Consider the following 19,197-nt stretch of genomic DNA (forward strand, 5'->3'; position numbering starts at 1 on the left):
GAAAAAACCCGCCAAATGAATGTGGCGGGTTTTTTTTCGCGACGCGAAGTGCTTAGCGCCAGGTCAAATTCGGCAAGATAGCCATGCTTGCATCTGCCCCGTTCAGGGTGTACATGTGAATGCCAGGAGCGCCGCCATCGAGCAGGTCCTGACACAAGCGTGCCACCACATCGATACCGAAAGCACGAATCGATGCACGATCATCACCAAAATCGGCCAGTCGCAGGCGAATCCAGCGCGGCACTTCTGCACCGCACATGGTCGAGAACCGCAGCAACTGGGACGAGTTGGTAATGGGCATGATGCCCGGTGTGATCGGAATCGTGACTCCTTGCGCCTGGGCTCGCTCAACAAAGCTGAAATACGAGTCCGGGTTGAAGAAGTACTGCGTGATCGCACCGTGCGCACCAGCCTTGACCTTGTTCACAAAGTGACCCAGGTCGTCGCTAAAGCCTGTGGCCTGAGGGTGCATCTCGGGATAAGCGGCCACTTCGATATGGAAGTGTTCGCCATAGTTTTCACGAATGAATGACACCAGATCGCTGGCATAGCGCAGTTCGCCCGCGTCACCACCCATACCCGAAGGCAAGTCACCGCGCAGGGCCACGATACGTCGTATGCCCTGATCGCGGTAATTGTCCAGCATCTCGCCAAGCTGCGCGGGCGCCGTACCAATGCACGACAAGTGCGGTGCGACATCAAAGCCCAGTTTTTGCAGCAGTGCTACCGCATCGACCGTGCCAGCACGGGTGGAGCCACCGGCTCCAAACGTCATGCTGACATAGGCGGGGTTCAGGCCCATCAAGGACTTGGCGGTGCGCACCAGTTTTTCCTGCGCCGCGATATCTCGCGGCGGGAAAAACTCCAGGCTCAAGGTTTGCTTGTTGCTCATTTCATTAACAATCCCGACAGCAGCCCGGAAACCAGACTGTAGACGATCGCCCCAATCACGGCCCACCAGAAGCCTTCAACCTGGAAGCCTTTGAGGATGGAGCCCGCAAACCAGAACACCAAGGCGTTGAGCACCAGAAGGAACAAGCCCAACGTCACAATAGTGATGGGCAAGGTCAGCACAATCAGCAAAGGTTTGACCAAGGTATTGAGCAGGCCCAGTACCAGCGCAGCGATCAGTGCCGAGCCAAACGAGGCAACCGTAATACCAGGCAGGATGTAGGCGACAACCAGCAGGGCAACAGCATTCAGGATCCAGACAAGTAGCAAAGTCATGATAGGGCTCCAAGAATAGGCGTCCGAAGACGCCGGTGCGTTTTAGTAGCGGTAGTGCTCAGCCTTAAATGGCCCTTGCACAGGTACGTTGATGTAATCCGCCTGCGCCTGAGACAAGGTCGACAAGTTCACACCCAATTTCTTCAAGTGCAAACGAGCGACTTTTTCGTCCAGATGCTTGGGCAGTACATATACTTTACCCGTTTCGTAGTTCTCGCCACGAGTGAACAGTTCAATTTGTGCAATGGTCTGGTTCGTGAACGAAGCCGACATCACAAAAGAGGGGTGACCAGTAGCACAACCCAGGTTCACCAGACGGCCCTTGGCCAGCAGAATGATGCGCTTGCCATCAGGGAAAATGATGTGATCAACCTGAGGCTTGATCTCTTCCCACTCCAGATCTTCCACCGAGGCCACGTCAATTTCATTGTCGAAGTGACCGATATTGCACACGATGGCCTGATCTTTCATGCGTTCCATGTGCGAGCGGTCGATCACGTGGTAGTTACCGGTGGCAGTCACGAAGATGTCGGCCTTGTCGGCGGCTTCTTCCATGGTCACAACACGGTAGCCTTCCATCGAGGCTTGCAGGGCGCAGATAGGGTCAATTTCGGTAACCCAAACCTGGGCGCGCAAGGCGGCCAGTGCTTGGGCACAACCTTTACCCACGTCACCGAAGCCGCAAACCACGGCGATCTTGCCGGCAACCATCACATCGGTAGCACGCTTGATACCGTCTACCAGGGACTCGCGGCAGCCGTACAGGTTGTCGAACTTGGACTTGGTCACCGAGTCGTTCACGTTGATGGCAGGGAAAGCCAGTTCGCCTTTCTTGGCCATCTGGTACAGACGATGCACGCCTGTGGTGGTCTCTTCGGTCACACCCTTGATTTGGGCCAGACGGGTGGAGTACCAGGTTTTGTCGTTTTGCAGACGGGCACGAATGGAGGCGAACATGACGCGCTCTTCTTCGCTGCCGGGTTTGTCCAGAACGGACAGGTCTTTTTCTGCACGGGCACCCAGGTGCAGCAACAAGGTTGCGTCGCCACCGTCGTCCAGAATCATGTTGGCCTGTTCGCCGGGCCAGTCGAAAATGTCGTGGGCGTATTGCCAGTACTCTTCCAGGGTTTCGCCCTTGACGGCGAACACAGGCACGCCAGATGCGGCAATGGCAGCGGCTGCGTGGTCTTGAGTCGAGAAAATATTGCATGATGCCCAGCGCACTTCAGCGCCCAGGGCGGTCAGGGTTTCAATCAGAACCCCGGTTTGGATTGTCATGTGCAAACTGCCGGCAATGCGTGCGCCCTTCAGGGGCTGGGAGGCAGCAAATTCCTCGCGGGTGGCCATCAGGCCAGGCATTTCGGTCTCGGCAATGGTCAGCTCGCGGCGGCCCCATTCAGCCAAGGAAATATCGGCAATTTTGTAATCGGTAAAAGTCACAGTCGGGCTCCGTTATACGGCACGCAGACTGCAGGGAGAGCAAATGAATTCTCACCAGCAGCCCGCCATGCAGGTCGTGGTGAGCGTCGTTCTCCAAGGTGGATACCACCTATCCATGCCCCGAGCCTGGCAAGACCGTGAGTCTTGTCGCAACGCCCCTCGAGGATGGCAAATGAATGTGGGTGACTGTACCCGTTTGGATCATCTTGGGAAGACAGCCCCACGGGTAAAAATCATAATTTCTTCTCATGAGACTGGCACTTGCCCGTCCCACCCAGCGTTGCTGGCTGACTGGTTTCCCGGCCCCGACAACGCTGTCAAACTGCAGCAAAGCGCCGCCCGCAAGCGGCCTTTGCCTATCTGCACATCGCTTAGATAGCCTGACGCAAAGCCTGGGCCTTGTCCGTAGCTTCCCAGCTGAACTCGGGTTCGCTGCGGCCAAAGTGACCGTAGGCAGCAGTCTTGGAGTAGATGGGACGCTGCAGATCCAGCATTTCGATGATGCCGCGTGGGCGCAGATCGAAATGTTGGCGAACCAGCTTGGCGATCTCGGTGTCCGGGATCACGCCTGTGCCTTCGGTGTAGATGGTGATATTGATAGGCTCGGCCACACCAATGGCGTAGCTCAGTTGCACCTGACACTGGCGGGCCAGACCGGCTGCCACAATGTTCTTGGCCACATAACGGGCGGCGTAGGCAGCGGAACGATCCACTTTGGAGGGGTCCTTGCCGGAGAAAGCACCACCGCCGTGAGGGCATGCGCCACCGTAGGTATCCACAATGATCTTGCGACCAGTCAGACCGCAATCGCCTTGAGGGCCACCAATCACGAACTTGCCGGTGGGGTTCACCAGGAAGCGGGTTTTCTCGGTCAGCAGATCCGAAGGGAAGCATGGACGAATGATGTGTTCGATCACGGCTTCGTGAATGTCTTTCTGGGACATTTCAGGCGCGTGCTGAGTGGACAGCACCACAGTATCCACTTCGGTAGGACGGCCATCCACGTAGCGGAAGGTCACCTGGGACTTGGCGTCAGGACGCAACCAGGGCAAACGGCCATCTTTGCGCAGCTCGCTCTGGCGCTGTACCAGGCGGTGGGCGTACCAGATAGGAGCAGGCATCAGATCAGGGGTTTCGTCGCACGCGTAGCCAAACATCAGACCCTGGTCGCCAGCGCCCTGGTTCAGCAACTCTTCTGGACTGCGATCCACACCTTGGGCGATATCGGGCGACTGCTTGTCATAGGCCACCAGAACGGCGCAGGACTTGTAATCAATGCCGTAATCGCCATTGTCATAGCCAATGCGCTTGATGGTGTCACGGGCAACCTGGATGTAATCCACGTTGGCGTGCGTGGTGATCTCGCCAGCCAGCACCACCAGACCGGTATTGCACAAGGTCTCGGCAGCAACACGTGCCTGAGGATCTTGCTCGAAAATAGCGTCCAGGATGGCGTCGGAGATCTGGTCGGCTACCTTGTCGGGGTGGCCTTCAGAAACGGATTCGGATGTAAAGAGAAAGTCGTTGTTGTTCACAGCGTAGCTTCCTTGAATAAGGGCTGATAATCAGCACGAGGTTGAACAAACTGCGTTGCACCTCGAAGCCAGCGATGTGGATACGATAGACGGGGCGCGACGCTTTAGCGGTTTATAGTGGGCAGCTTGCTGCCCGATCGCTCCGCAAGTTGTCGTTTAACTCAGCGATACAATCTATTTTAAGCGAAAATACGTATTTATTTCAGCAAAACTTCATTTTCAAGGATTGCCTGGCCCATGCTAGTGGCTCTTTTGCGCTTGATGGCTCGCCTGCCTTTACCCGTCCTGCATGGCTTGGGTAGAGCTATAGGCCGACTGATTTACGCCTTTCCCGGACGCTATCGCCGCCGTCTGCAAAGCAACTGTCGTCAAGCGGGCTACAACTCTCCGGCGTTCTTCCGACAAGCCGCCGGAGAAACGGGGGCCATGATAGTGGAAACCCCGCGCGTATGGCTGCACCCGCAAGCCTGTCTGGAACACTGCACAATCGACAATCTGCCCCTAGTACAAGCAACCTTGGCCGAAGGGCGCGGCATACTCTACCTGACCCCGCACCTGGGCTGTTTTGAGATGATTGCGCGCTACTTTTCCGGTGTGGATCCGATGACCGTTCTGTTCCGCCCGCCTCGTCAAGCGTTTCTGGAACCCTTGATGGTGGAGTCACGTGAGCTGCCAGGCCTGCATGCCGTACCCGCCAATATCAAAGGCGTGCGCGAACTGGTTCGCGCGTTTCGCCGAGGTGAGTCGGTAGGCATGTTGCCCGACCAGGTCCCCAGTGGTGGCGATGGTGTGTGGGCCCCATTTTTTGGTCGCCCTGCCCTGACCATGACACTGGCTGGCAAATTGGCCCGTCAGTCCAATGTGCCTGTGATTGTGACCGCTGCCGAGCGCCTGCCTAAAGGGCGCGGCTGGCATATTCACACCTTGCGCCTGCCCGAGCCGTTGCCCGAAGACCCGACGGAACTGGCCACCCTGATCAACGAATCCATGGAAAGCTTGATACGCCGTTTCCCCACCCAGTATCTGTGGGGCTATAACCGCTACAAGATTCCCCACGATGCGCCCCCTTTGCCTGGCGATACCACCCCATGAGTTTTAATTCTTACCCGCTGCTCAAATCCGTTTTCACCTACTTTGGCCGTGCCTCGGTACGCACGCGCCAGCGTTGGGGTGCTGTGCTGGGCGGGCTGGTGCATCGCTTTGCCTCCCGCCGCCGTCATATCGTGCGTACCAATCTGGATCTATGCTTTCCAGACACGCCCGAGAGCACCCGTCGCGAGTGGGAAAAGCAGCACTTTCGCCTGCTGGCCCAATCCTATCTGGACCGGGGCCTGCTCTGGTTTGGTTTGCCCAGCACTATTCTGAACACTCTGCACCTGACGGGCGAAGAACACATCACCCAGGCTCTGGAACAGGGTCGCAAGGTCATGCTGCTGGTGCCTCACTTTCTGGGTATGGATGCGGCGGGTACACGCCTGTCCATGTCCATCTCGCCGTTGGTTGCCTTTTACACTCCCCAACGCGACCCCCATGTGGATCGCCTGATGTACGAAGGCCGTAGCCGCTTCTCCTCCGTCCCGCTGATTTCTCGCAAAGACGGCATTCGCGGTCTGATGCGTGCGCTGCAAAAGGGCCAGCCGATTTATTACCTGCCTGATATGGACTTCGGCACCAAGGGCTCGGCCTTTGTGCCCTTTTTCAATGTACCGGCGGCCACGCTCTTGTCCACAGCCCAGATCGCACGCAACCAGGACGCGCTGGTGATTCCGGTCATTTCCCGCGTGGACGCCGAGACTGGTCACTACCATATTCAGGTGCTGGAACCCATGTCCGACTTTCCGGGTGAAGGCAGCCTGGAAGAAGCCACGGAACGCATGAATGCCCTGATCGAAAAATATGTGCGCGAAGACCCGCCGCAGTATTATTGGGTACATCGACGCTTCAAAACCCGCCCTGAAGGTCAACCCGGCATCTACTAGGCCCCATCATGCACAGCCCCACCACACCCCAGCCCGCTTCCTCGCTTTGGCGTTTCAGCAAAATGCACGGCGCGGGCAATGACTTTGTCATGCTGGATGGTGTCAGGCAAAGCATTGAAATGACCCCCGAACGCGCCCGCGCGCTGGCGGATCGTCACTTTGGCATTGGGGCGGACCAGATCTTGCTGGTTGAAGCCGCAACCGAACCCGGCGCGGATTTCCGATACCGCATATTCAACGCTGACGGTGGCGAGGTCGAACATTGCGGCAACGGCGCTCGCTGCTTTGTCCGCTTCGTACACGAACAAGGCCTGTCCTCGGCCAACCCTTTACGAGCACAAATTCGTACCGGCATCATCAGTTTGAATGACGATCCGGAGCTTGGCGTGGATGTCATGATGGGCACCACCCGATTTGCCCCTGCCGATGTCGCTTTTGACCCTAGCGGGCTAGAACAGAAAGCTCAGGGCGAAGATACGCTGTGGCTTCTGCCCGTACCCGATCAAGCCGAACCTGTCGCCCTGTCGCTGGTGTCCATCTCCAATCCGCACGCCGTGCAGATGGTAGACGATGTGCTGCAGGCGCCGGTTGCCAGCGTCGGCCCCTTCATCGAATCTCATCCGCGTTTTGCTCAGAAGGTCAACGCCGGTTTCATGCAGGTTCTGGACGCCCATCACATCAAGCTGCGCGTCTACGAGCGCGGCGCCGGTGAGACCCTGGCCTGCGGTACAGGCGCTTGTGCGGCTGTGGTGGCAGGCATACGGCGGGGATTGCTCCAAAGCCCGGTTGTCGTTGATACTCGTGGAGGCAGTCTGCGCATTGAATGGGACGGACAGGCGCTACGCATGAGCGGCCCGGCCCAAACTGTCTTTACCGGACAAGTCGATATAGATGCACTGTGTGCGTCCCTAGCCAGAAAGGAAACCTTCTAGACATGGATACCCCCAACAGCCTTAGCGCCGTGGAAGTGGCCCAGTTTTTGAAAGCCAACCCTGATTTCTTCGACGCGCATGCCGATGTTTTTTCCAAACTGATGGTGCCGCACCCCCATCAAAGCCGCGCTATTTCACTGGGCGAGCGTCAGATCATGCTGCTGCGCGAGCGCGGCAAGAAAACCGAGCGCCAACTGGCCACGCTGGTCGCCAATGCCCGTGGCAATGAAAAAATTTCGCGCCAACTACACCAATGGAACTGCCAGATGCTGGCCGAGTCCGACCCGGCAGCCCTACCCGAACTGATCTGCAGCAGCCTGGAGCGCATCTTTGAAATGCCCGTGGTCCGTCTGCACTGCTGGAATCCGGACGAAGTGCTGGCTGACGACGCCCTGGTCAGCTGGGCCTACACCTTGATCAACCCCTATTGCGGCGCTCGACGCGAACAGGAGTTTCTGGCCGATTTGCAGCAAGACGCGCAATCGGTGGCCATTGTGCCCTTGACGTTTCCGGAGTCGAACACCCTGTTTGGTCTGCTGGTTCTGGGCTCGCCTGAAGCCACGCGTTTTACGGCCGATATGGGTACGGACTTTCTGGAAGGCATTGGCGAATTGTGCAGCGCCGCCCTGCAGCGTTTGTACAAGCCCAGCAGTGTTGATCAAAGCGAATGTCCGGCCTGAAAAAACAAGATCACTCCCCTTCTGGGGACACGCCTCAAAAGCAGCCAGCCGCCCCCCAGGCCCTCAGCCCGGCCATGCAAAGCTGGCTGCATCAACTAAGCCACGAAAAACGCTATTCGGAACACACCCTTAGTGCGTACCGTAATGATTTGCGCCACTTGCTGGCGCAGTACCCAGGTACAGACCCCGACACACTGACTCAAAGCCAGTTGCGACAGGCTGCCGCCCGCTTGCATGCGCAGGGCCTGGCACCACGCAGCCTGGCCCGCATTCTGGCAGCCTGGCGTGGCTACTATCAAGCGCGCACTAAAGAACTGGGTTGGCCCTTGAACCCTGCAGCCAGCCTGAAGGCACCCAAGATAGGCCGCCCTCTGCCCAAGGCCTTGTCCGTAGACCAGACCCAGCAGCTATTGGACCGCCCCACCGCCCCCATTCAGGACGACCCGGTCAGCTGGCGCAATCAGGCCATGTTTGAATTGTTTTATTCCAGCGGACTACGTTTGTCCGAGCTGGTCAGCCTGGACACGCACTATCACCAGGACGCGCACTATCAGTCCAAGAGCTGGTTACTGCTGGATGATCGTGAGCTGGTGGTCAGTGGCAAAGGCGGCAAGACGCGCCGCCTGCCTGTCGGGGAGAAAGCGCTGCATGCCTTGCAGCAGTGGCTGGAAAAGCGCCCGGCTTTGGCATCACTGGCGACCAGCGCAGATGCCAGCGCGGCCCTGTTTCTGGGTGCCCGTGGAGCCCGCATTCACCCACGCGTGGTGCAGCAAGAACTGGAAAACTATGCCCGCGCCAGCGGCCTGCCAGTGCATGTCCACCCGCACAGCTTGCGTCACAGCTTTGCCAGCCATTTGCTGCAATCAGCACAAGACTTGCGGGCGGTGCAGGAACTATTGGGTCATACCAATATTTCCACGACTCAGATTTATACCCGTCTGGACTTCCAGCATCTGGCCCAGGCTTACGATCAGGCCCATCCTCGGGCACAACGCAAGAACCGGGCCAGTGACAAGCCGGAGGAGTGAATCAGGGCTGCAAGGCCTTGACCAACTGGTCTGTGTTCGAGCGCATCATGCCCAGGTAGGTATCCACGCCCGAGCCTGGGGCTCCCAAAGCATCGGAATACAAGGTGCCGCCGACTTTGGCGCCGGTCTCCCGTGCCACTTGCTCGACCAGTTTTGCGCTGACCGTGTTTTCCACAAAAATGGCCTGAATCTGCTCGCTACGCGCTTGCTGGATGATCTGCGCAATATCACGGGCTGAAGGCTCCGCCTGGCTGGATACCCCCACCAAGGGAATGAAACGGATGTCGTAAGCCTTGCCCATATAAGAGAAAGCATCGTGCGAGGTAATAACCTTGCGCTTTTCTACCGGCACCGCCTGCAGGCGGGTTTTGATGGAATCGTCCATCTCCTGAATGCGCTGTGCGTAATCCTTGGCGCGACGCTGGTAGTACTCGGCATTGGCCGGATCAGCCTGCTCCAGACCTTTGCTGATATTACGAACATAGATCTGTGCCAGGCCCAGGCTTTGCCAGGCGTGGGGGTCCTGGCTGCCGTGCTGATGACTATGGTCATGCCCGCCGTGGGACTGTGTATCCTCTTTGGCGTGGGTCTGCTCATGGTCGTGGGCATGCTCAGGTTCGGAGTCGTGACCGTGGTCATGGTCATGGTCATGGTCATGGTCATGGTCATGACCAGCATGATCCTCGTGTCCGCCACCTTCAAATGCCAAAGGCGTAATACCTTCTGTCGCCACGACTTGCGGCCCTTTATAGCCTGCTGCCTGCTGCAAGCGTGGCAACCAGGTCTCGAACTCCAGACCATTGATCACCAGCAGTTGCGCGTTAGCCAAGGTCTTTGCATCACTGGGACGCGGCTCAAACGAATGGGCATCCCCATTGGCGGGCACAATCGTGCTGGCCATAACCTTGTCGCCGCCTATCTCCTTGACCATATCGTTCAAAATCGAGAAGCTGCTGACCACACGCAAAGGCTCCGCCTGCACCGACAGGCTGGCCGCCAGCAAGCCCAGGGCCAGCACCGTGCGGCCTGAGTAAATGTCTCGCATTTTCATCAATCGTGCTCCAAGAGAGAGGCCATGCGCCGACGCCGTGCACGCCATTGGGAATAAGCACGCAGCAAACCGCCTTGGGGGCCAAAGGTGATAGAAAGAAAATAGAAGGCGCCGGCTGCCAAAATAATCGCGGGCGAAGCAGGCACGTTGTAGTAGTACGAGAACAGCAGGCCCAGATAGGCGCTGATCATGCCCAGCAAGGCCGCCACCAGCATCTGACGACCAACGGAATACACCCAGAATCGGGCCGAGGCAGCGGGCAGCATCATGATCCCCACCACCATCAAGGTTCCCAGCACCTGGAAGCCAGCCACCAGCGTGATGACCAGCATGAACAAGAACAACATATGGACGACGGAACCGCGCCCGCCTTGCGTGCGCAAAAAGATCGGGTCCATGCACTCCAGCACCAGAGGCCGGAATACCAAAGCCAGAATAATCAGCGTAACCGTCGTGCTGCTGGTCACCAGCAGCAAGGAGGCATCATCCAGGCCCAGCACCGTGCCAAACAGCACATGGATCAAATCCATATTGGAGCCGCGCAAGGACACCAGCAGCACCCCCAGCCCCAGGGATACCAGGTAGAAGGCCGCAAAACTGGCGTCCTCCCGTTGTGGTGTCAGGCGGGCCACCAGTCCGGCCAGCAAGGCGACAACCAGGCCGGTAATCATGCCGCCTATGGCCATCGCGCTTAAAGACAGGCCCGCCGTCAGAAATCCAACCGCCACACCGGGCAGGATGGCATGTGCCATGGCATCGCCCATCAGGCTCATGCGGCGCAACACCAGGAATACCCCCAAAGGTCCGGCCGCTGCAGCCAGGGCGAAAGAACCAGCCAGTGCGCGCTTCATGAAACCAAAGTCCATGAAGGGGCCAAACAGCACATCAATCAGCGCCATCATAGGTAGTCCCCCGCGCACAAATGGCGAGCCAGATGCAGGTTCTCCGGCGTCAGCACCGCCTCGGTCTCACCCCAGCCCACCACCTGCCCGGCAAGCAGCACGGTTTGCGGAAAACAGCTACGCACCATATCCAGATCATGCAGCACGGCCATCACGGTACGGCCCTGTTTGTGCCAGTCCAGAATCAGGTTCATCAATTCGTCCGAGGTTGCACGGTCCACCGCAGCAAAAGGCTCGTCCAGCAACAATATCTGGGCGTCCTGCATGATCATGCGGGCAAACAGGGCTCGCTGTAATTGCCCACCCGACAAAGTGCCAATGGAGCGACGCGCAAAGTCGGCCAGCCCCACCTGCTCCAGCGCATGGCCAATACGTTCATGTTCTGCCTTGGGAAATCCGCCCCAGGCACCCACGCGCTTCCAGGCTCCCATGGCCACCAGGTCATGCACTGTCACAGGGAAGCTTTTATCCAGATCGCCCATTTGCGGCAACAAGGCCAACTGATCCAGAAAACCGCTATCGACGGCAATGCGCCCTTTCAGGGGATTGATCTGCCCTGTCAGCCCTTTCAACAAGGTGGATTTGCCCGCCCCATTTGGCCCCACAATGGCCGTCAGCGAACCGCGTTTGAAACAGCCGCTGATGTCGCGCAAGGCTATCTTGTCTTTCCAGCCCAGCGCCACATGGTCAAGCTCGATCAAGGTTTGGTGTGAACTCATGCCTCTACCACGCACCCAATGCCCAGGTGGTCAGCAACCACAGGACTGCTGACACGCACAAAGCGCCCAGTACGCGCTGCCCGGCCGAAGCCAGCAGGAGCGAACGGCGGGGTGCCGCACTACGGGGAGTCGAGGAAAATTGAGAACAGGACATGAAACAGGGATAATGCGGCTAGATTGGGAATTTAATTTTTCCAAAGATGTTATAACATAACAAACACCTCATCAAGCGCCATGCCTGTACATATTCTTACGCCCAACGCCATTGAAGATCAGCTTGCTACCGCTGAACAGCTTTGTCTGGAACGCGGTAAACGGCTGACTTCAATTCGCCGCCAGGTGCTGGAAATCCTGATTCAGGCCCAGCGCAGTTTGCGCGCCTACGAACTGCTGGATCTGGTTCGCGAGTTCCAGCCCGGCGCCAAACCCCCTACCGTTTACCGCGCCCTGGACTTTCTGACGGAAGAAGGCCTGATCCACCGCCTGGATGCCGTCAATGCCTGGACGGCCTGTGTGGATGCCGGCGGCCACCCCCACGACTTGCTGATTGTCTGCACCCAGTGCGGCACCGTGGTGGAGCTGTGCGCTCCGGACCTGAGCCAAAGGCTGGCCGACTGTGTGCGCGGAGCGGGCTTTGCCCTGTCCGGCCACGAAACTGAACTGCGCGGCCTGTGCCAACGTTGCGTTGCAGCTAAAAACGAGCGAAAACCCTTATCTGCCCCCTAAAACGTGGTATTTTGCCGCCAATCGGTATATATTCCCCGATCTATTGGCAAACCTCTGTGAATTTTTACAGATCACCGTTTGCCCAACAGGCAAGGCTGTGATGTAATCGCACGTTGTTTTCGTGCGGAGCAGATGGGTGCAGGAAGCCGCGGTTGGTGCCGTGCCTTGTACCTTTCGCCCGCCACTGCGAGGCATGTTTATGAACGCGGCATCAGATCTGAACAACATGGTTCCAGTCACTGTTCTGACTGGTTTTTTGGGCGCTGGTAAAACCACGCTGCTCAAGCGCATCCTGAGCGAATATCACGGTCGACGCATTGCCGTCATCGAAAACGAATTCGGGCCCGAAGGTATCGACAACGAACTGTTGGTGCAGGACTCCGAAGAAGAAATCGTTGAGCTGAGCAACGGTTGCGTATGTTGCACCGTGCGTGGTGACCTGATGCGCACCCTGAATGATTTGCGCGTTCGCCGCCAGGCAGGCGAACTGAAGTTCGAGCGCGTCATCATCGAGACCACCGGCATGGCTAACCCCGGCCCGGTCTGCCAGACCTTCTTCATGGACGATGATATTGCCGACTACTATCGGCTGGACGCGGTCATCACGGTCGTGGATGCCAAACACGGCATGGCCACACTGGACCAGCAAGAAGAAGCTCAAAAACAAGTTGGTTTTGCGGACCGCCTGCTGATCTCCAAAAAAGATCTGGTCAACGATGTGGATTACGAGGCCCTGCGTGCCCGTCTGATCCGCATCAACCCGCGAGCCACGATTACGCCGGTTCACTTCGGTGAAACCGACATCAAGGATTTGCTGGAAGTCAGCGGTTTCAACCTGAATTCCATTTTGGACATTGATCCTCAATTCCTGGCAGAGCAACACCCCGATGCGGCGGACGGCCATGATCACCACCACGATCATGCCCACGGCGACGAAGGCGAGTGCGGTCCGGGCTGCGGACACGATCACCATCATCACCACCACGAGCACGCAGCTCACAATGACGAGATCGGGGCTTTCGTGTTCCGTTCGGACCGTCCTTTCGACCCCGAGCGTCTGGAAGATTTCCTGTCGGGCATTGTCCAGGTATTTGGACCAGATCTGATGCGCTACAAGGGCATCCTGTATCTGAAGGGCATCAATCGCCGTATGCTGTTTCAGGGCGTACACATGATGATGAGCGCCGAGCCTGGCAATGCCTGGCTGGCCAAAGATAAAAAGGGCACCAAGCTGGTCTTTATTGGCCGCAAATTGCCACAAGACATATTCACCCAGGGCCTGGAGAATTGCCTGGTTTGAATTAATAATTATTCAGTAAATGCGGAGCGATTGCGCGTGACGACAGTTACAGGCTCCCAGACGTCAACAAGAGGTAAGCATCATGGCAACTAAGTCACATGACAGTACTACAACCCTGCTGACCGAGCAGGAGCTTTTGGCGATGCCTGAGTCAGACTACATGAACGCCGCCCAGCTGGAGTTTTTCAAGCATCGCTTGCGCCAGCTGGAGCAAGACATTCTGGCCAACGCGGGTGCTACAACGGAAAACCTGCGTGAAACCCAGTTCGTTCCTGACCCGGCTGACCGTGCCACGATCGAAGAAGAACACGCTCTGGAGCTGCGTACCCGCGACCGCGAACGCAAACTGCTCAAGAAAGTGCAACAGTCCATCGCCCTGATCGATTCGGGCGAATACGGCTGGTGTGAGGAAACTGGCGAGCCCATCGGCCTGCCTCGTTTGCTGGCACGTCCTACGGCTAACCTGTCTCTGGAAGCCCAGGAGCGTCGCGAGAAGCGTCAAAAGATGTTTGGGGATTGATAGGCGGCACAGCCCATCACCCTGATAAAAAGCCCGCCCGATCATTCTGGCGGGCTTTTTTGTGAGTCACCCAACTCGATCCAACCCACTTGTGTACGCTGCTGAAAATAAGCAGGCTCAAAAAAGCCGGCTGCGTCTACCGCTAGCAGGCCAACAGGCTGCTTGCACGCCAAGAAGCCAGGCGACATACGAGAACAACCCCTGCAGCAGCCCCTGCCAAGGGAAGCCACCCTGTTTCAGCCCGGTTACCAGGCACGACCCTCAGTCGGCAAAAACTTCCTGCTGTCATGCGCTTGAAATTTCCTTCCGGGCCCCCAGATGGGAACCTTAAAGGAAGGAAATCATGGAACAATTTCACGCCACTACTATTGTCTGTGTACGCCGCGGAGATCAGGTCGCCATTGGCGGCGATGGTCAGGTCACCCTGGGCAATATCGTCATCAAGGGCACGGCCCGCAAAATTCGCCGTTTGTACAATGACAGCATCCTGGCCGGTTTTGCCGGTGCGACGGCTGACGCCTTCACCTTGCAAGAGCGCTTTGAAGCGAAGCTGGAAAAGCACCAGGGCAACCTGCTGCGCGCCGCCGTCGAACTGACGCGCGACTGGCGCACCGACCGCGTTCTGCGCCGTCTGGAAGCTATGCTGTTGGTGGCGGACAAGGAGCACACGCTGGTGCTGACCGGCAATGGCGACGTGCTCGAACCCGAACATGGCCTGGCCGCCATCGGCTCGGGCGGCTCCTATGCCCAATCTGCCGCCATGGCCTTGCTGCAAAACACCGATATGGCTCCCGCCGACATCGTCAAGAAATCGTTGGAGATCGCAGGTGATCTGTGCATCTACACCAACCAGAACCATATCGTCGAAACACTCTGACAGCCGGATACACCACCATGTCTACACCTAATATGACTCCCGGAGAGATCGTCTCCGAACTGGACAAGCATATCGTTGGCCAGGGCAAGGCCAAGCGCTCCGTGGCCGTGGCCCTGCGCAATCGCTGGCGCCGCCAGCAGGTTGCCGAGCCCCTGCGTAGCGAGATCGTCCCCAAGAACATTCTGATGATCGGACCCACCGGCGTGGGTAAAACCGAAATCGCCCGTCGTCTGGCCAAGCTGGCCAATGCGCCTTTCATCAAGGTCGAAGCCACCAAGTTCACGGAAGTGGGCTATGTAGGCCGCGACGTTGAAACCATCATTCGCGATCTGGTGGATATTTCGGTCAAGCAAACCCGCGAAATCGAAATGCGCCGTGTGCGCACCCAGGCCGAGGAAGCCGCTGAAGACCGTATTCTGGACGTGCTGGTGCCCCCTTCGCGCGATGCCCACGGCCAACCCCAACGCGAGGACAACTCTGCCCGCCAGGTGTTCCGCAAGCGCCTGCGTGAAGGCAAGCTGGACGATACCGAGATTGAAATCGAGATGGCCCAGGCCATGCCTCGTATGGAAATCATGGCCCCTCCCGGCATGGAAGAGATGACCGAGCAGTTGCGCGGCATGTTCTCCGGTCTGGGTCAGGAAAAGACCAAAGCCCGCAAGCTGACGGTCAAGGAAGCCTTCAAGCAACTGACCGAAGAAGAAGCGGCCCGTCGCGTCAATGAAGACGATTTGCGCACTGCTGCAGTGGCCAATGCCGAGCAGAACGGCATCGTGTTCCTGGACGAGATCGACAAGATCACGGCGCGAGGCGAAAGCCAGGGTAGCGGCGGCGATGTGTCCCGCCAAGGCGTGCAGCGCGACCTGCTGCCTTTGGTAGAAGGCACCACCGTCACCACCAAATACGGGGTGGTACGTACCGACCACATCCTGTTTATTGCCTCGGGTGCGTTCCACCTGTCCCGCCCATCGGATCTGATTCCTGAACTGCAAGGCCGTTTCCCCATCCGTGTGGAACTGGAATCGCTGAGCGCCCAGGATTTTGTACAGATTCTGTCCACGACCGACGCTTCGTTGACCAAGCAATACGCAGCCTTGCTGGGCACCGAAGACGTACAGCTGGACTTCCGTCCCGACGGCATCCAGCGTCTGGCCGAGCTGGCCTTTGAGGTCAACGAGCGTACCGAAAACATTGGTGCCCGTCGCCTGTACACCGTCATGGAAAAACTGCTGGAAGAGCTGTCCTACAGCGCTGGCAGCCACGGTGAGCAAAACGTGGTCATTGATGCGGACTACGTGAACAAACAGCTGCAGGAAACCGCAGCCAGCCAGGATCTGGCGCGCTACGTGCTGTAAGCCTGACTTCGGTCGGACATGAAAAAGGGGCAGATTTCTCTGCCCCTTTTTTTACATTTCGCTTGCAGACCACATCCAACACGGCATCAGGCTCTACCCTGTCAACGTAAACGCGATGGTCATCACATCACCCTGTCATCTCGACCACGAACCCACACCAGTGTTTCTCCTGCGTCGGAGATGAAAAAACCGGGCGAACCCGGCTTTTATCAACCCACTCAAACAGGCTTACTTGCTGATCTTGGTGACCACGTAATCACCACCGTCACGTTTGGCAGTGAACTTTACCTTGTCACCCGGTTTGATGTTGGCCAGCAAGGCGGGATCAATTTTGTACACCAATGTCATGGCGGGCAGTTCCAGGTCGCTGATCTCACCATGCTTGATGGTAATTTTGCCGGCCTCGGCATCCAGTCGGCGCACTTCACCCGACGCACTGGCTTCCTGAGCCTGGGCGACCACGACATATGCCGAGCCAGCTACCACACCCAAAGTTCCCAACGCCAAGGCTGCGCTTCGTTTCGTCCACGTCATTTTTCACTCCTGCAAATTGGGCAGAGCCAGACAATTAGCTCATAATGCCTACTTTCGGACGCCTGAGGCGTCTGTTTCCGATCAAGCATAACGCTAAACCTTTGCAAAAGCATGAGCGAATTTATTAAAGGGTATGTGCTGCGTCCAGCCACCCCCGCAGACCTTCCGGCCATTTTGGGCCTGATGCGCGATATGGCCGCCTTTGAGAAACTGGAGCATATTTTCAAGGCCAGCGTTGAGTCTCTGCGCAACAGTTTCTTCTCCGACGAGCCCAGTGCCTACTGCCTGGTGATTACTCCTGAGGATCAGCCCGACGCACCAATTTCTTACATTATGTGGTTTTACAACTACTCCAGTTTCCTGGATCGCCGCGGCATCTATCTGGAGGATTTGTATATAGACCCGGCTCACCGCAAGCACGGTCTGGGCGCTGCTGCCCTGCGCCATCTGGCTCAAATGGCCGTGTCCCAAGGCTGTGGCCGCCTGGAGTGGGTAGTACTGGACTGGAACCAGAACGCAATCGACTTCTACAAGTATCAGGGGGCCCAAGTGCTGGAAGACTGGCGCGTGGTACGCGTCACTGGCGATGCCCTGGTCAATTTGGCTCAAGGCACCCCTACTCCTGCCGAAACATAAGGCTTCTTCATGTCCACACGACTTTCCATTATCAGCACCCGCACCGGCGACGATGGCACAACGGGCCTGGGCGATGGCAGCCGCCTGCCCAAGACTGCCCCCCTGATTCATGCCCTGGGCGACGTGGATGAACTGAACAGCCATATCGGCGTCTTGCGCAGCATGGCACTGCCCGAGGATGTTGATGTCCTGCTGTCCGACATTCAGCACGACTTGTTCGATATGGGGGCCGAGCTGTGCATCCCTGGCCATCAGGTCATAGGCAGCGTCCATGTAGAACGTCTGGACCAAGCGATTCGTCACTACAACGAGCCCTTGGGCATACTCAAAGAGTTCATTTTGCCCGGTGGCAGCCCCGCAGCCGCACAAGCACATGTACTGCGTTGTGTGGCGCGTCGTGCAGAACGTAGCGTCGTGGCGGTGCCCTCAGAATCCTTGCCGCAAGAAGGCCCGCGCTTGTATCTGAACCGCCTGTCGGATTTGTTGTTTGTGCTGGCGCGTACCTTGAACCGCCATGCAGGCCGCTCTGACGTGCTGTGGGAGCCCAAGCGCAACGAGCCTGGCAAGGGCTGATCGCCCCATCGCGACTGCGACTGCGACTGCGACTGCGACTGCGACTGCGACTGCGACTGCGACTGCGACTGCGACTGCGACTGCAACTGCAACTGCAACTATAAAAATAGGGCCCTGCTTTAGCAGAGCCCTATTCCTTTTCAGGCCAGATCAATGCGAGTGGTATCCGCAAACCTCAGCACAGGCTCGTCCGTGGGGTCCTCATAGACCTGCCACTTCAAGGACTGGCTGCCCACCTGAATATCCACAGTAGCCAGGGTGTTTTCCGCATCACTGTCCGCTGGGTCACAGCGCCAGATCGGAAATTCCGCATGGTGCTGATCCGCCAGGACGGTCAAAGGATCAAGCGCAGCACCGGCTTGTGCCAACAATTGATCCCCACGCTCCTGCCGCAGTTCGGACGACCGGGTAATACGCTGTTCAAAGCCTTTCATGGACGGATGTACCGCATGGTTGGCGTGCAGATGGTTTTGCTCAATGGTCTGCACAGAAACGGCCTCGGCACTGAACTCCACGCTCAGCAAGCGTGGATCGCCACGCTGCGCCAGGCTCAAATGGAAAGCGCCGGAACGTGGGTGATCCTGCAAGATCCCTACTGCCTGATCCAGATCAGGCTGATCCAGCATGGCACGGGTCAGGACCATGCGCGGCACCCCTGGGGCCACATGCCGCGCCCGCACATTATTCACCGTCATGGCCAAACCGGCCTGGGTCACTGCAAAGCTGTGGCCCGGCAAGGAAGCAGGGTAAAGAAAGGAGACAAAGGACATGCCGCTGTCGGGGATGAATTTGGCCACCCCGCAGTAACCGGCAAAACCTGGATCACCATCTTCGTTATGCACCAGACGAGGTTCGCCCTGGGCGGGCATTTGCACGGTGGTGCAACCATCGGGAGCCATGGCCCACAAGTCGCCCCGGCAATTCCACAGGAAAACGTCTTCAAAGGGGAGCTCCAGACCCAATGCCAGGCCCTGGAGCTCGGTCCATATTCGGGGGAAATAACGCTCGGTGTACTGAGCCAGCTGACCGGCTACAGCCGTCCCCTTCGATTGCATGATGCCTTGCCATGCTGCTGAGTTCAGCAAGTAGGCATGCACGGCGGGGGCTCCGAAACGTCCCAAAGAATGGCCAATTTCTTTGGGACCACCACTTAACTCCAGATAGGACAACTTAGCCATTGCGT

21 protein-coding genes and 1 riboswitch are annotated in these 19,197 nt (G+C 57.7%); of the genes, 12 read left to right on the forward strand and 9 right to left on the reverse strand.

What is annotated here, in order from left to right; genetic code table 11:
- Window positions 1-52: 52 nt before the first annotated feature.
- The 4 genes from metF to metK form a co-directional block, all read right to left on the reverse strand.
- Window positions 53-892, reverse strand: a complete 840-nt coding sequence (metF, locus tag MID00_RS05890; protein ID WP_021447042.1) for a methylenetetrahydrofolate reductase [NAD(P)H] — start codon at window positions 890-892, stop codon at window positions 53-55.
- Window positions 889-1,227 carry a phage holin family protein gene (locus tag MID00_RS05895; RefSeq protein ID WP_009462594.1) on the reverse strand — a complete coding sequence of 113 codons (339 nt, stop codon included), beginning with the start codon at window positions 1,225-1,227 and terminating at the stop codon, window positions 889-891. Before MID00_RS05895 ends, metF begins: the two co-directional genes overlap by 4 nt.
- 42 nt (window positions 1,228-1,269) lie before the next feature.
- Window positions 1,270-2,667: an adenosylhomocysteinase gene (ahcY, locus tag MID00_RS05900; protein WP_026484121.1), complete on the reverse strand. Its 1,398-nt coding sequence runs from the start codon at window positions 2,665-2,667 to the stop codon at window positions 1,270-1,272.
- Between the two features lie 74 nt (window positions 2,668-2,741).
- Window positions 2,742-2,834: riboswitch (S-adenosyl-L-homocysteine riboswitch) on the reverse strand.
- A gap of 204 nt (window positions 2,835-3,038) precedes the next feature.
- The gene (gene metK, locus MID00_RS05905; RefSeq protein ID WP_009462596.1) at window positions 3,039-4,202 is read right to left on the reverse strand and encodes a methionine adenosyltransferase; all 1,164 of its coding nucleotides are present in this window, start codon (window positions 4,200-4,202) and stop codon (window positions 3,039-3,041) included.
- Window positions 4,203-4,439: 237 nt separating this feature from the next.
- On the opposite strand from metK, the gene MID00_RS05910 reads away from it, so the two are divergent.
- The 5 genes from MID00_RS05910 to MID00_RS05930 all read left to right on the forward strand — a co-directional run bounded on the left by MID00_RS05910 (window position 4,440) and on the right by MID00_RS05930 (window position 8,821).
- A complete protein-coding gene (locus tag MID00_RS05910) occupies window positions 4,440-5,294 on the forward strand; it encodes a lysophospholipid acyltransferase family protein (protein WP_250756641.1) in 855 nt (284 codons plus the stop codon).
- A complete protein-coding gene (locus MID00_RS05915; RefSeq protein ID WP_009462598.1) occupies window positions 5,291-6,181 on the forward strand; it encodes a lysophospholipid acyltransferase family protein in 891 nt (296 codons plus the stop codon). The genes MID00_RS05910 and MID00_RS05915 overlap by 4 nt, the downstream gene beginning before the upstream one ends.
- Before the next feature lie 8 nt (window positions 6,182-6,189).
- On the forward strand, window positions 6,190-7,113 hold the full coding sequence (gene dapF, locus MID00_RS05920) for a diaminopimelate epimerase (RefSeq protein WP_254499968.1): 924 nt from the start codon (window positions 6,190-6,192) through the stop codon (window positions 7,111-7,113).
- 2 nt (window positions 7,114-7,115) lie between these two features.
- Window positions 7,116-7,793, forward strand: coding sequence for a DUF484 family protein (locus MID00_RS05925; protein ID WP_021447044.1), 678 nt, complete (start codon window positions 7,116-7,118; stop codon window positions 7,791-7,793).
- Between the two features lie 74 nt (window positions 7,794-7,867).
- On the forward strand, window positions 7,868-8,821 hold the full coding sequence (locus tag MID00_RS05930; protein WP_031232760.1) for a tyrosine recombinase XerC: 954 nt from the start codon (window positions 7,868-7,870) through the stop codon (window positions 8,819-8,821).
- 1 nt (window position 8,822) lies between these two features.
- Here MID00_RS05930 and MID00_RS05935 read toward each other — a convergent pair whose 3' ends face one another.
- From MID00_RS05935 to MID00_RS05945, 3 genes are read right to left on the reverse strand one after another with little or no spacing between them, the layout of a single operon-like run.
- The gene (locus tag MID00_RS05935) at window positions 8,823-9,872 is read right to left on the reverse strand and encodes a metal ABC transporter substrate-binding protein (RefSeq protein WP_250756638.1); all 1,050 of its coding nucleotides are present in this window, start codon (window positions 9,870-9,872) and stop codon (window positions 8,823-8,825) included.
- A complete protein-coding gene (locus tag MID00_RS05940) occupies window positions 9,872-10,771 on the reverse strand; it encodes a metal ABC transporter permease (protein WP_031232761.1) in 900 nt (299 codons plus the stop codon). The genes MID00_RS05935 and MID00_RS05940 overlap by 1 nt, the downstream gene beginning before the upstream one ends.
- Entirely contained in the window at window positions 10,771-11,493 is a 723-nt protein-coding gene (locus MID00_RS05945) for a metal ABC transporter ATP-binding protein (protein WP_009462606.1), read from the reverse strand. The genes MID00_RS05940 and MID00_RS05945 overlap by 1 nt, the downstream gene beginning before the upstream one ends.
- A 234-nt stretch (window positions 11,494-11,727) precedes the next feature.
- Here MID00_RS05945 and MID00_RS05950 point away from each other — a divergent pair, with 234 nt between their 5' ends.
- The 5 genes from MID00_RS05950 (at window position 11,728) to hslU (ending at window position 16,271) form a co-directional block, all read left to right on the forward strand.
- Entirely contained in the window at window positions 11,728-12,219 is a 492-nt protein-coding gene (locus MID00_RS05950; RefSeq protein ID WP_009462608.1) for a Fur family transcriptional regulator, read from the forward strand.
- A 199-nt stretch (window positions 12,220-12,418) separates the two neighbouring features.
- Window positions 12,419-13,519, forward strand: coding sequence for a GTP-binding protein (locus MID00_RS05955; RefSeq protein ID WP_009462610.1), 1,101 nt, complete (start codon window positions 12,419-12,421; stop codon window positions 13,517-13,519).
- An 82-nt stretch (window positions 13,520-13,601) separates the two neighbouring features.
- Window positions 13,602-14,039, forward strand: a complete 438-nt coding sequence (gene dksA / locus MID00_RS05960; RefSeq protein ID WP_026484112.1) for an RNA polymerase-binding protein DksA — start codon at window positions 13,602-13,604, stop codon at window positions 14,037-14,039.
- Window positions 14,040-14,382: 343 nt separating this feature from the next.
- Complete coding sequence (gene hslV, locus MID00_RS05965; RefSeq protein ID WP_009462614.1) at window positions 14,383-14,916, forward strand: ATP-dependent protease subunit HslV; 534 nt, start codon at window positions 14,383-14,385, stop codon at window positions 14,914-14,916.
- A 17-nt stretch (window positions 14,917-14,933) separates the two neighbouring features.
- Window positions 14,934-16,271 carry an ATP-dependent protease ATPase subunit HslU gene (gene hslU, locus MID00_RS05970; RefSeq protein ID WP_026484111.1) on the forward strand — a complete coding sequence of 446 codons (1,338 nt, stop codon included), beginning with the start codon at window positions 14,934-14,936 and terminating at the stop codon, window positions 16,269-16,271.
- Between the two features lie 228 nt (window positions 16,272-16,499).
- On the opposite strand, the gene MID00_RS05975 is transcribed toward hslU, so the two are convergent.
- A complete protein-coding gene (locus MID00_RS05975) occupies window positions 16,500-16,805 on the reverse strand; it encodes a copper-binding protein (protein ID WP_009462618.1) in 306 nt (101 codons plus the stop codon).
- A gap of 111 nt (window positions 16,806-16,916) precedes the next feature.
- On the opposite strand from MID00_RS05975, the gene MID00_RS05980 reads away from it, so the two are divergent.
- Together MID00_RS05980 and MID00_RS05985 are read left to right on the forward strand one after the other, a co-directional pair.
- Window positions 16,917-17,441, forward strand: a complete 525-nt coding sequence (locus MID00_RS05980) for a GNAT family N-acetyltransferase (RefSeq protein ID WP_009462620.1) — start codon at window positions 16,917-16,919, stop codon at window positions 17,439-17,441.
- A 9-nt stretch (window positions 17,442-17,450) separates the two neighbouring features.
- A complete protein-coding gene (locus MID00_RS05985) occupies window positions 17,451-18,014 on the forward strand; it encodes a cob(I)yrinic acid a,c-diamide adenosyltransferase (protein ID WP_021447048.1) in 564 nt (187 codons plus the stop codon).
- A 140-nt stretch (window positions 18,015-18,154) separates the two neighbouring features.
- On the opposite strand, the gene MID00_RS05990 is transcribed toward MID00_RS05985, so the two are convergent.
- On the reverse strand, window positions 18,155-19,192 hold the full coding sequence (locus MID00_RS05990; protein WP_009462624.1) for a C45 family peptidase: 1,038 nt from the start codon (window positions 19,190-19,192) through the stop codon (window positions 18,155-18,157).
- Window positions 19,193-19,197 lie beyond the last annotated feature (5 nt).

Origin of the sequence: Alcaligenes sp. NLF5-7, assembly GCF_024266725.1 — a bacterium.
Lineage (GTDB): Bacteria > Pseudomonadota > Gammaproteobacteria > Burkholderiales > Burkholderiaceae_B > Alcaligenes > Alcaligenes phenolicus.

Coding starts and splice junctions, on each gene's coding strand:
- metF (WP_021447042.1), bottom strand. CDS start 892: ATGAGCAACAAGCAAACCTTGAGCCTGGAGTTTTTCCCGCCGCGAGAT.
- MID00_RS05895 (WP_009462594.1), bottom strand. CDS start 1,227: ATGACTTTGCTACTTGTCTGGATCCTGAATGCTGTTGCCCTGCTGGTT.
- MID00_RS05910 (WP_250756641.1), top strand. CDS start 4,440: ATGCTAGTGGCTCTTTTGCGCTTGATGGCTCGCCTGCCTTTACCCGTC.
- MID00_RS05915 (WP_009462598.1), top strand. CDS start 5,291: ATGAGTTTTAATTCTTACCCGCTGCTCAAATCCGTTTTCACCTACTTT.
- dapF (WP_254499968.1), top strand. CDS start 6,190: ATGCACAGCCCCACCACACCCCAGCCCGCTTCCTCGCTTTGGCGTTTC.
- MID00_RS05925 (WP_021447044.1), top strand. CDS start 7,116: ATGGATACCCCCAACAGCCTTAGCGCCGTGGAAGTGGCCCAGTTTTTG.
- MID00_RS05930 (WP_031232760.1), top strand. CDS start 7,868: ATGCAAAGCTGGCTGCATCAACTAAGCCACGAAAAACGCTATTCGGAA.
- MID00_RS05935 (WP_250756638.1), bottom strand. CDS start 9,872: ATGAAAATGCGAGACATTTACTCAGGCCGCACGGTGCTGGCCCTGGGC.
- MID00_RS05940 (WP_031232761.1), bottom strand. CDS start 10,771: ATGGCGCTGATTGATGTGCTGTTTGGCCCCTTCATGGACTTTGGTTTC.
- MID00_RS05945 (WP_009462606.1), bottom strand. CDS start 11,493: ATGAGTTCACACCAAACCTTGATCGAGCTTGACCATGTGGCGCTGGGC.
- MID00_RS05950 (WP_009462608.1), top strand. CDS start 11,728: ATGCCTGTACATATTCTTACGCCCAACGCCATTGAAGATCAGCTTGCT.
- MID00_RS05955 (WP_009462610.1), top strand. CDS start 12,419: ATGAACGCGGCATCAGATCTGAACAACATGGTTCCAGTCACTGTTCTG.
- dksA (WP_026484112.1), top strand. CDS start 13,602: ATGGCAACTAAGTCACATGACAGTACTACAACCCTGCTGACCGAGCAG.
- hslV (WP_009462614.1), top strand. CDS start 14,383: ATGGAACAATTTCACGCCACTACTATTGTCTGTGTACGCCGCGGAGAT.
- hslU (WP_026484111.1), top strand. CDS start 14,934: ATGTCTACACCTAATATGACTCCCGGAGAGATCGTCTCCGAACTGGAC.
- MID00_RS05975 (WP_009462618.1), bottom strand. CDS start 16,805: ATGACGTGGACGAAACGAAGCGCAGCCTTGGCGTTGGGAACTTTGGGT.
- MID00_RS05980 (WP_009462620.1), top strand. CDS start 16,917: ATGAGCGAATTTATTAAAGGGTATGTGCTGCGTCCAGCCACCCCCGCA.
- MID00_RS05985 (WP_021447048.1), top strand. CDS start 17,451: ATGTCCACACGACTTTCCATTATCAGCACCCGCACCGGCGACGATGGC.
- MID00_RS05990 (WP_009462624.1), bottom strand. CDS start 19,192: ATGGCTAAGTTGTCCTATCTGGAGTTAAGTGGTGGTCCCAAAGAAATT.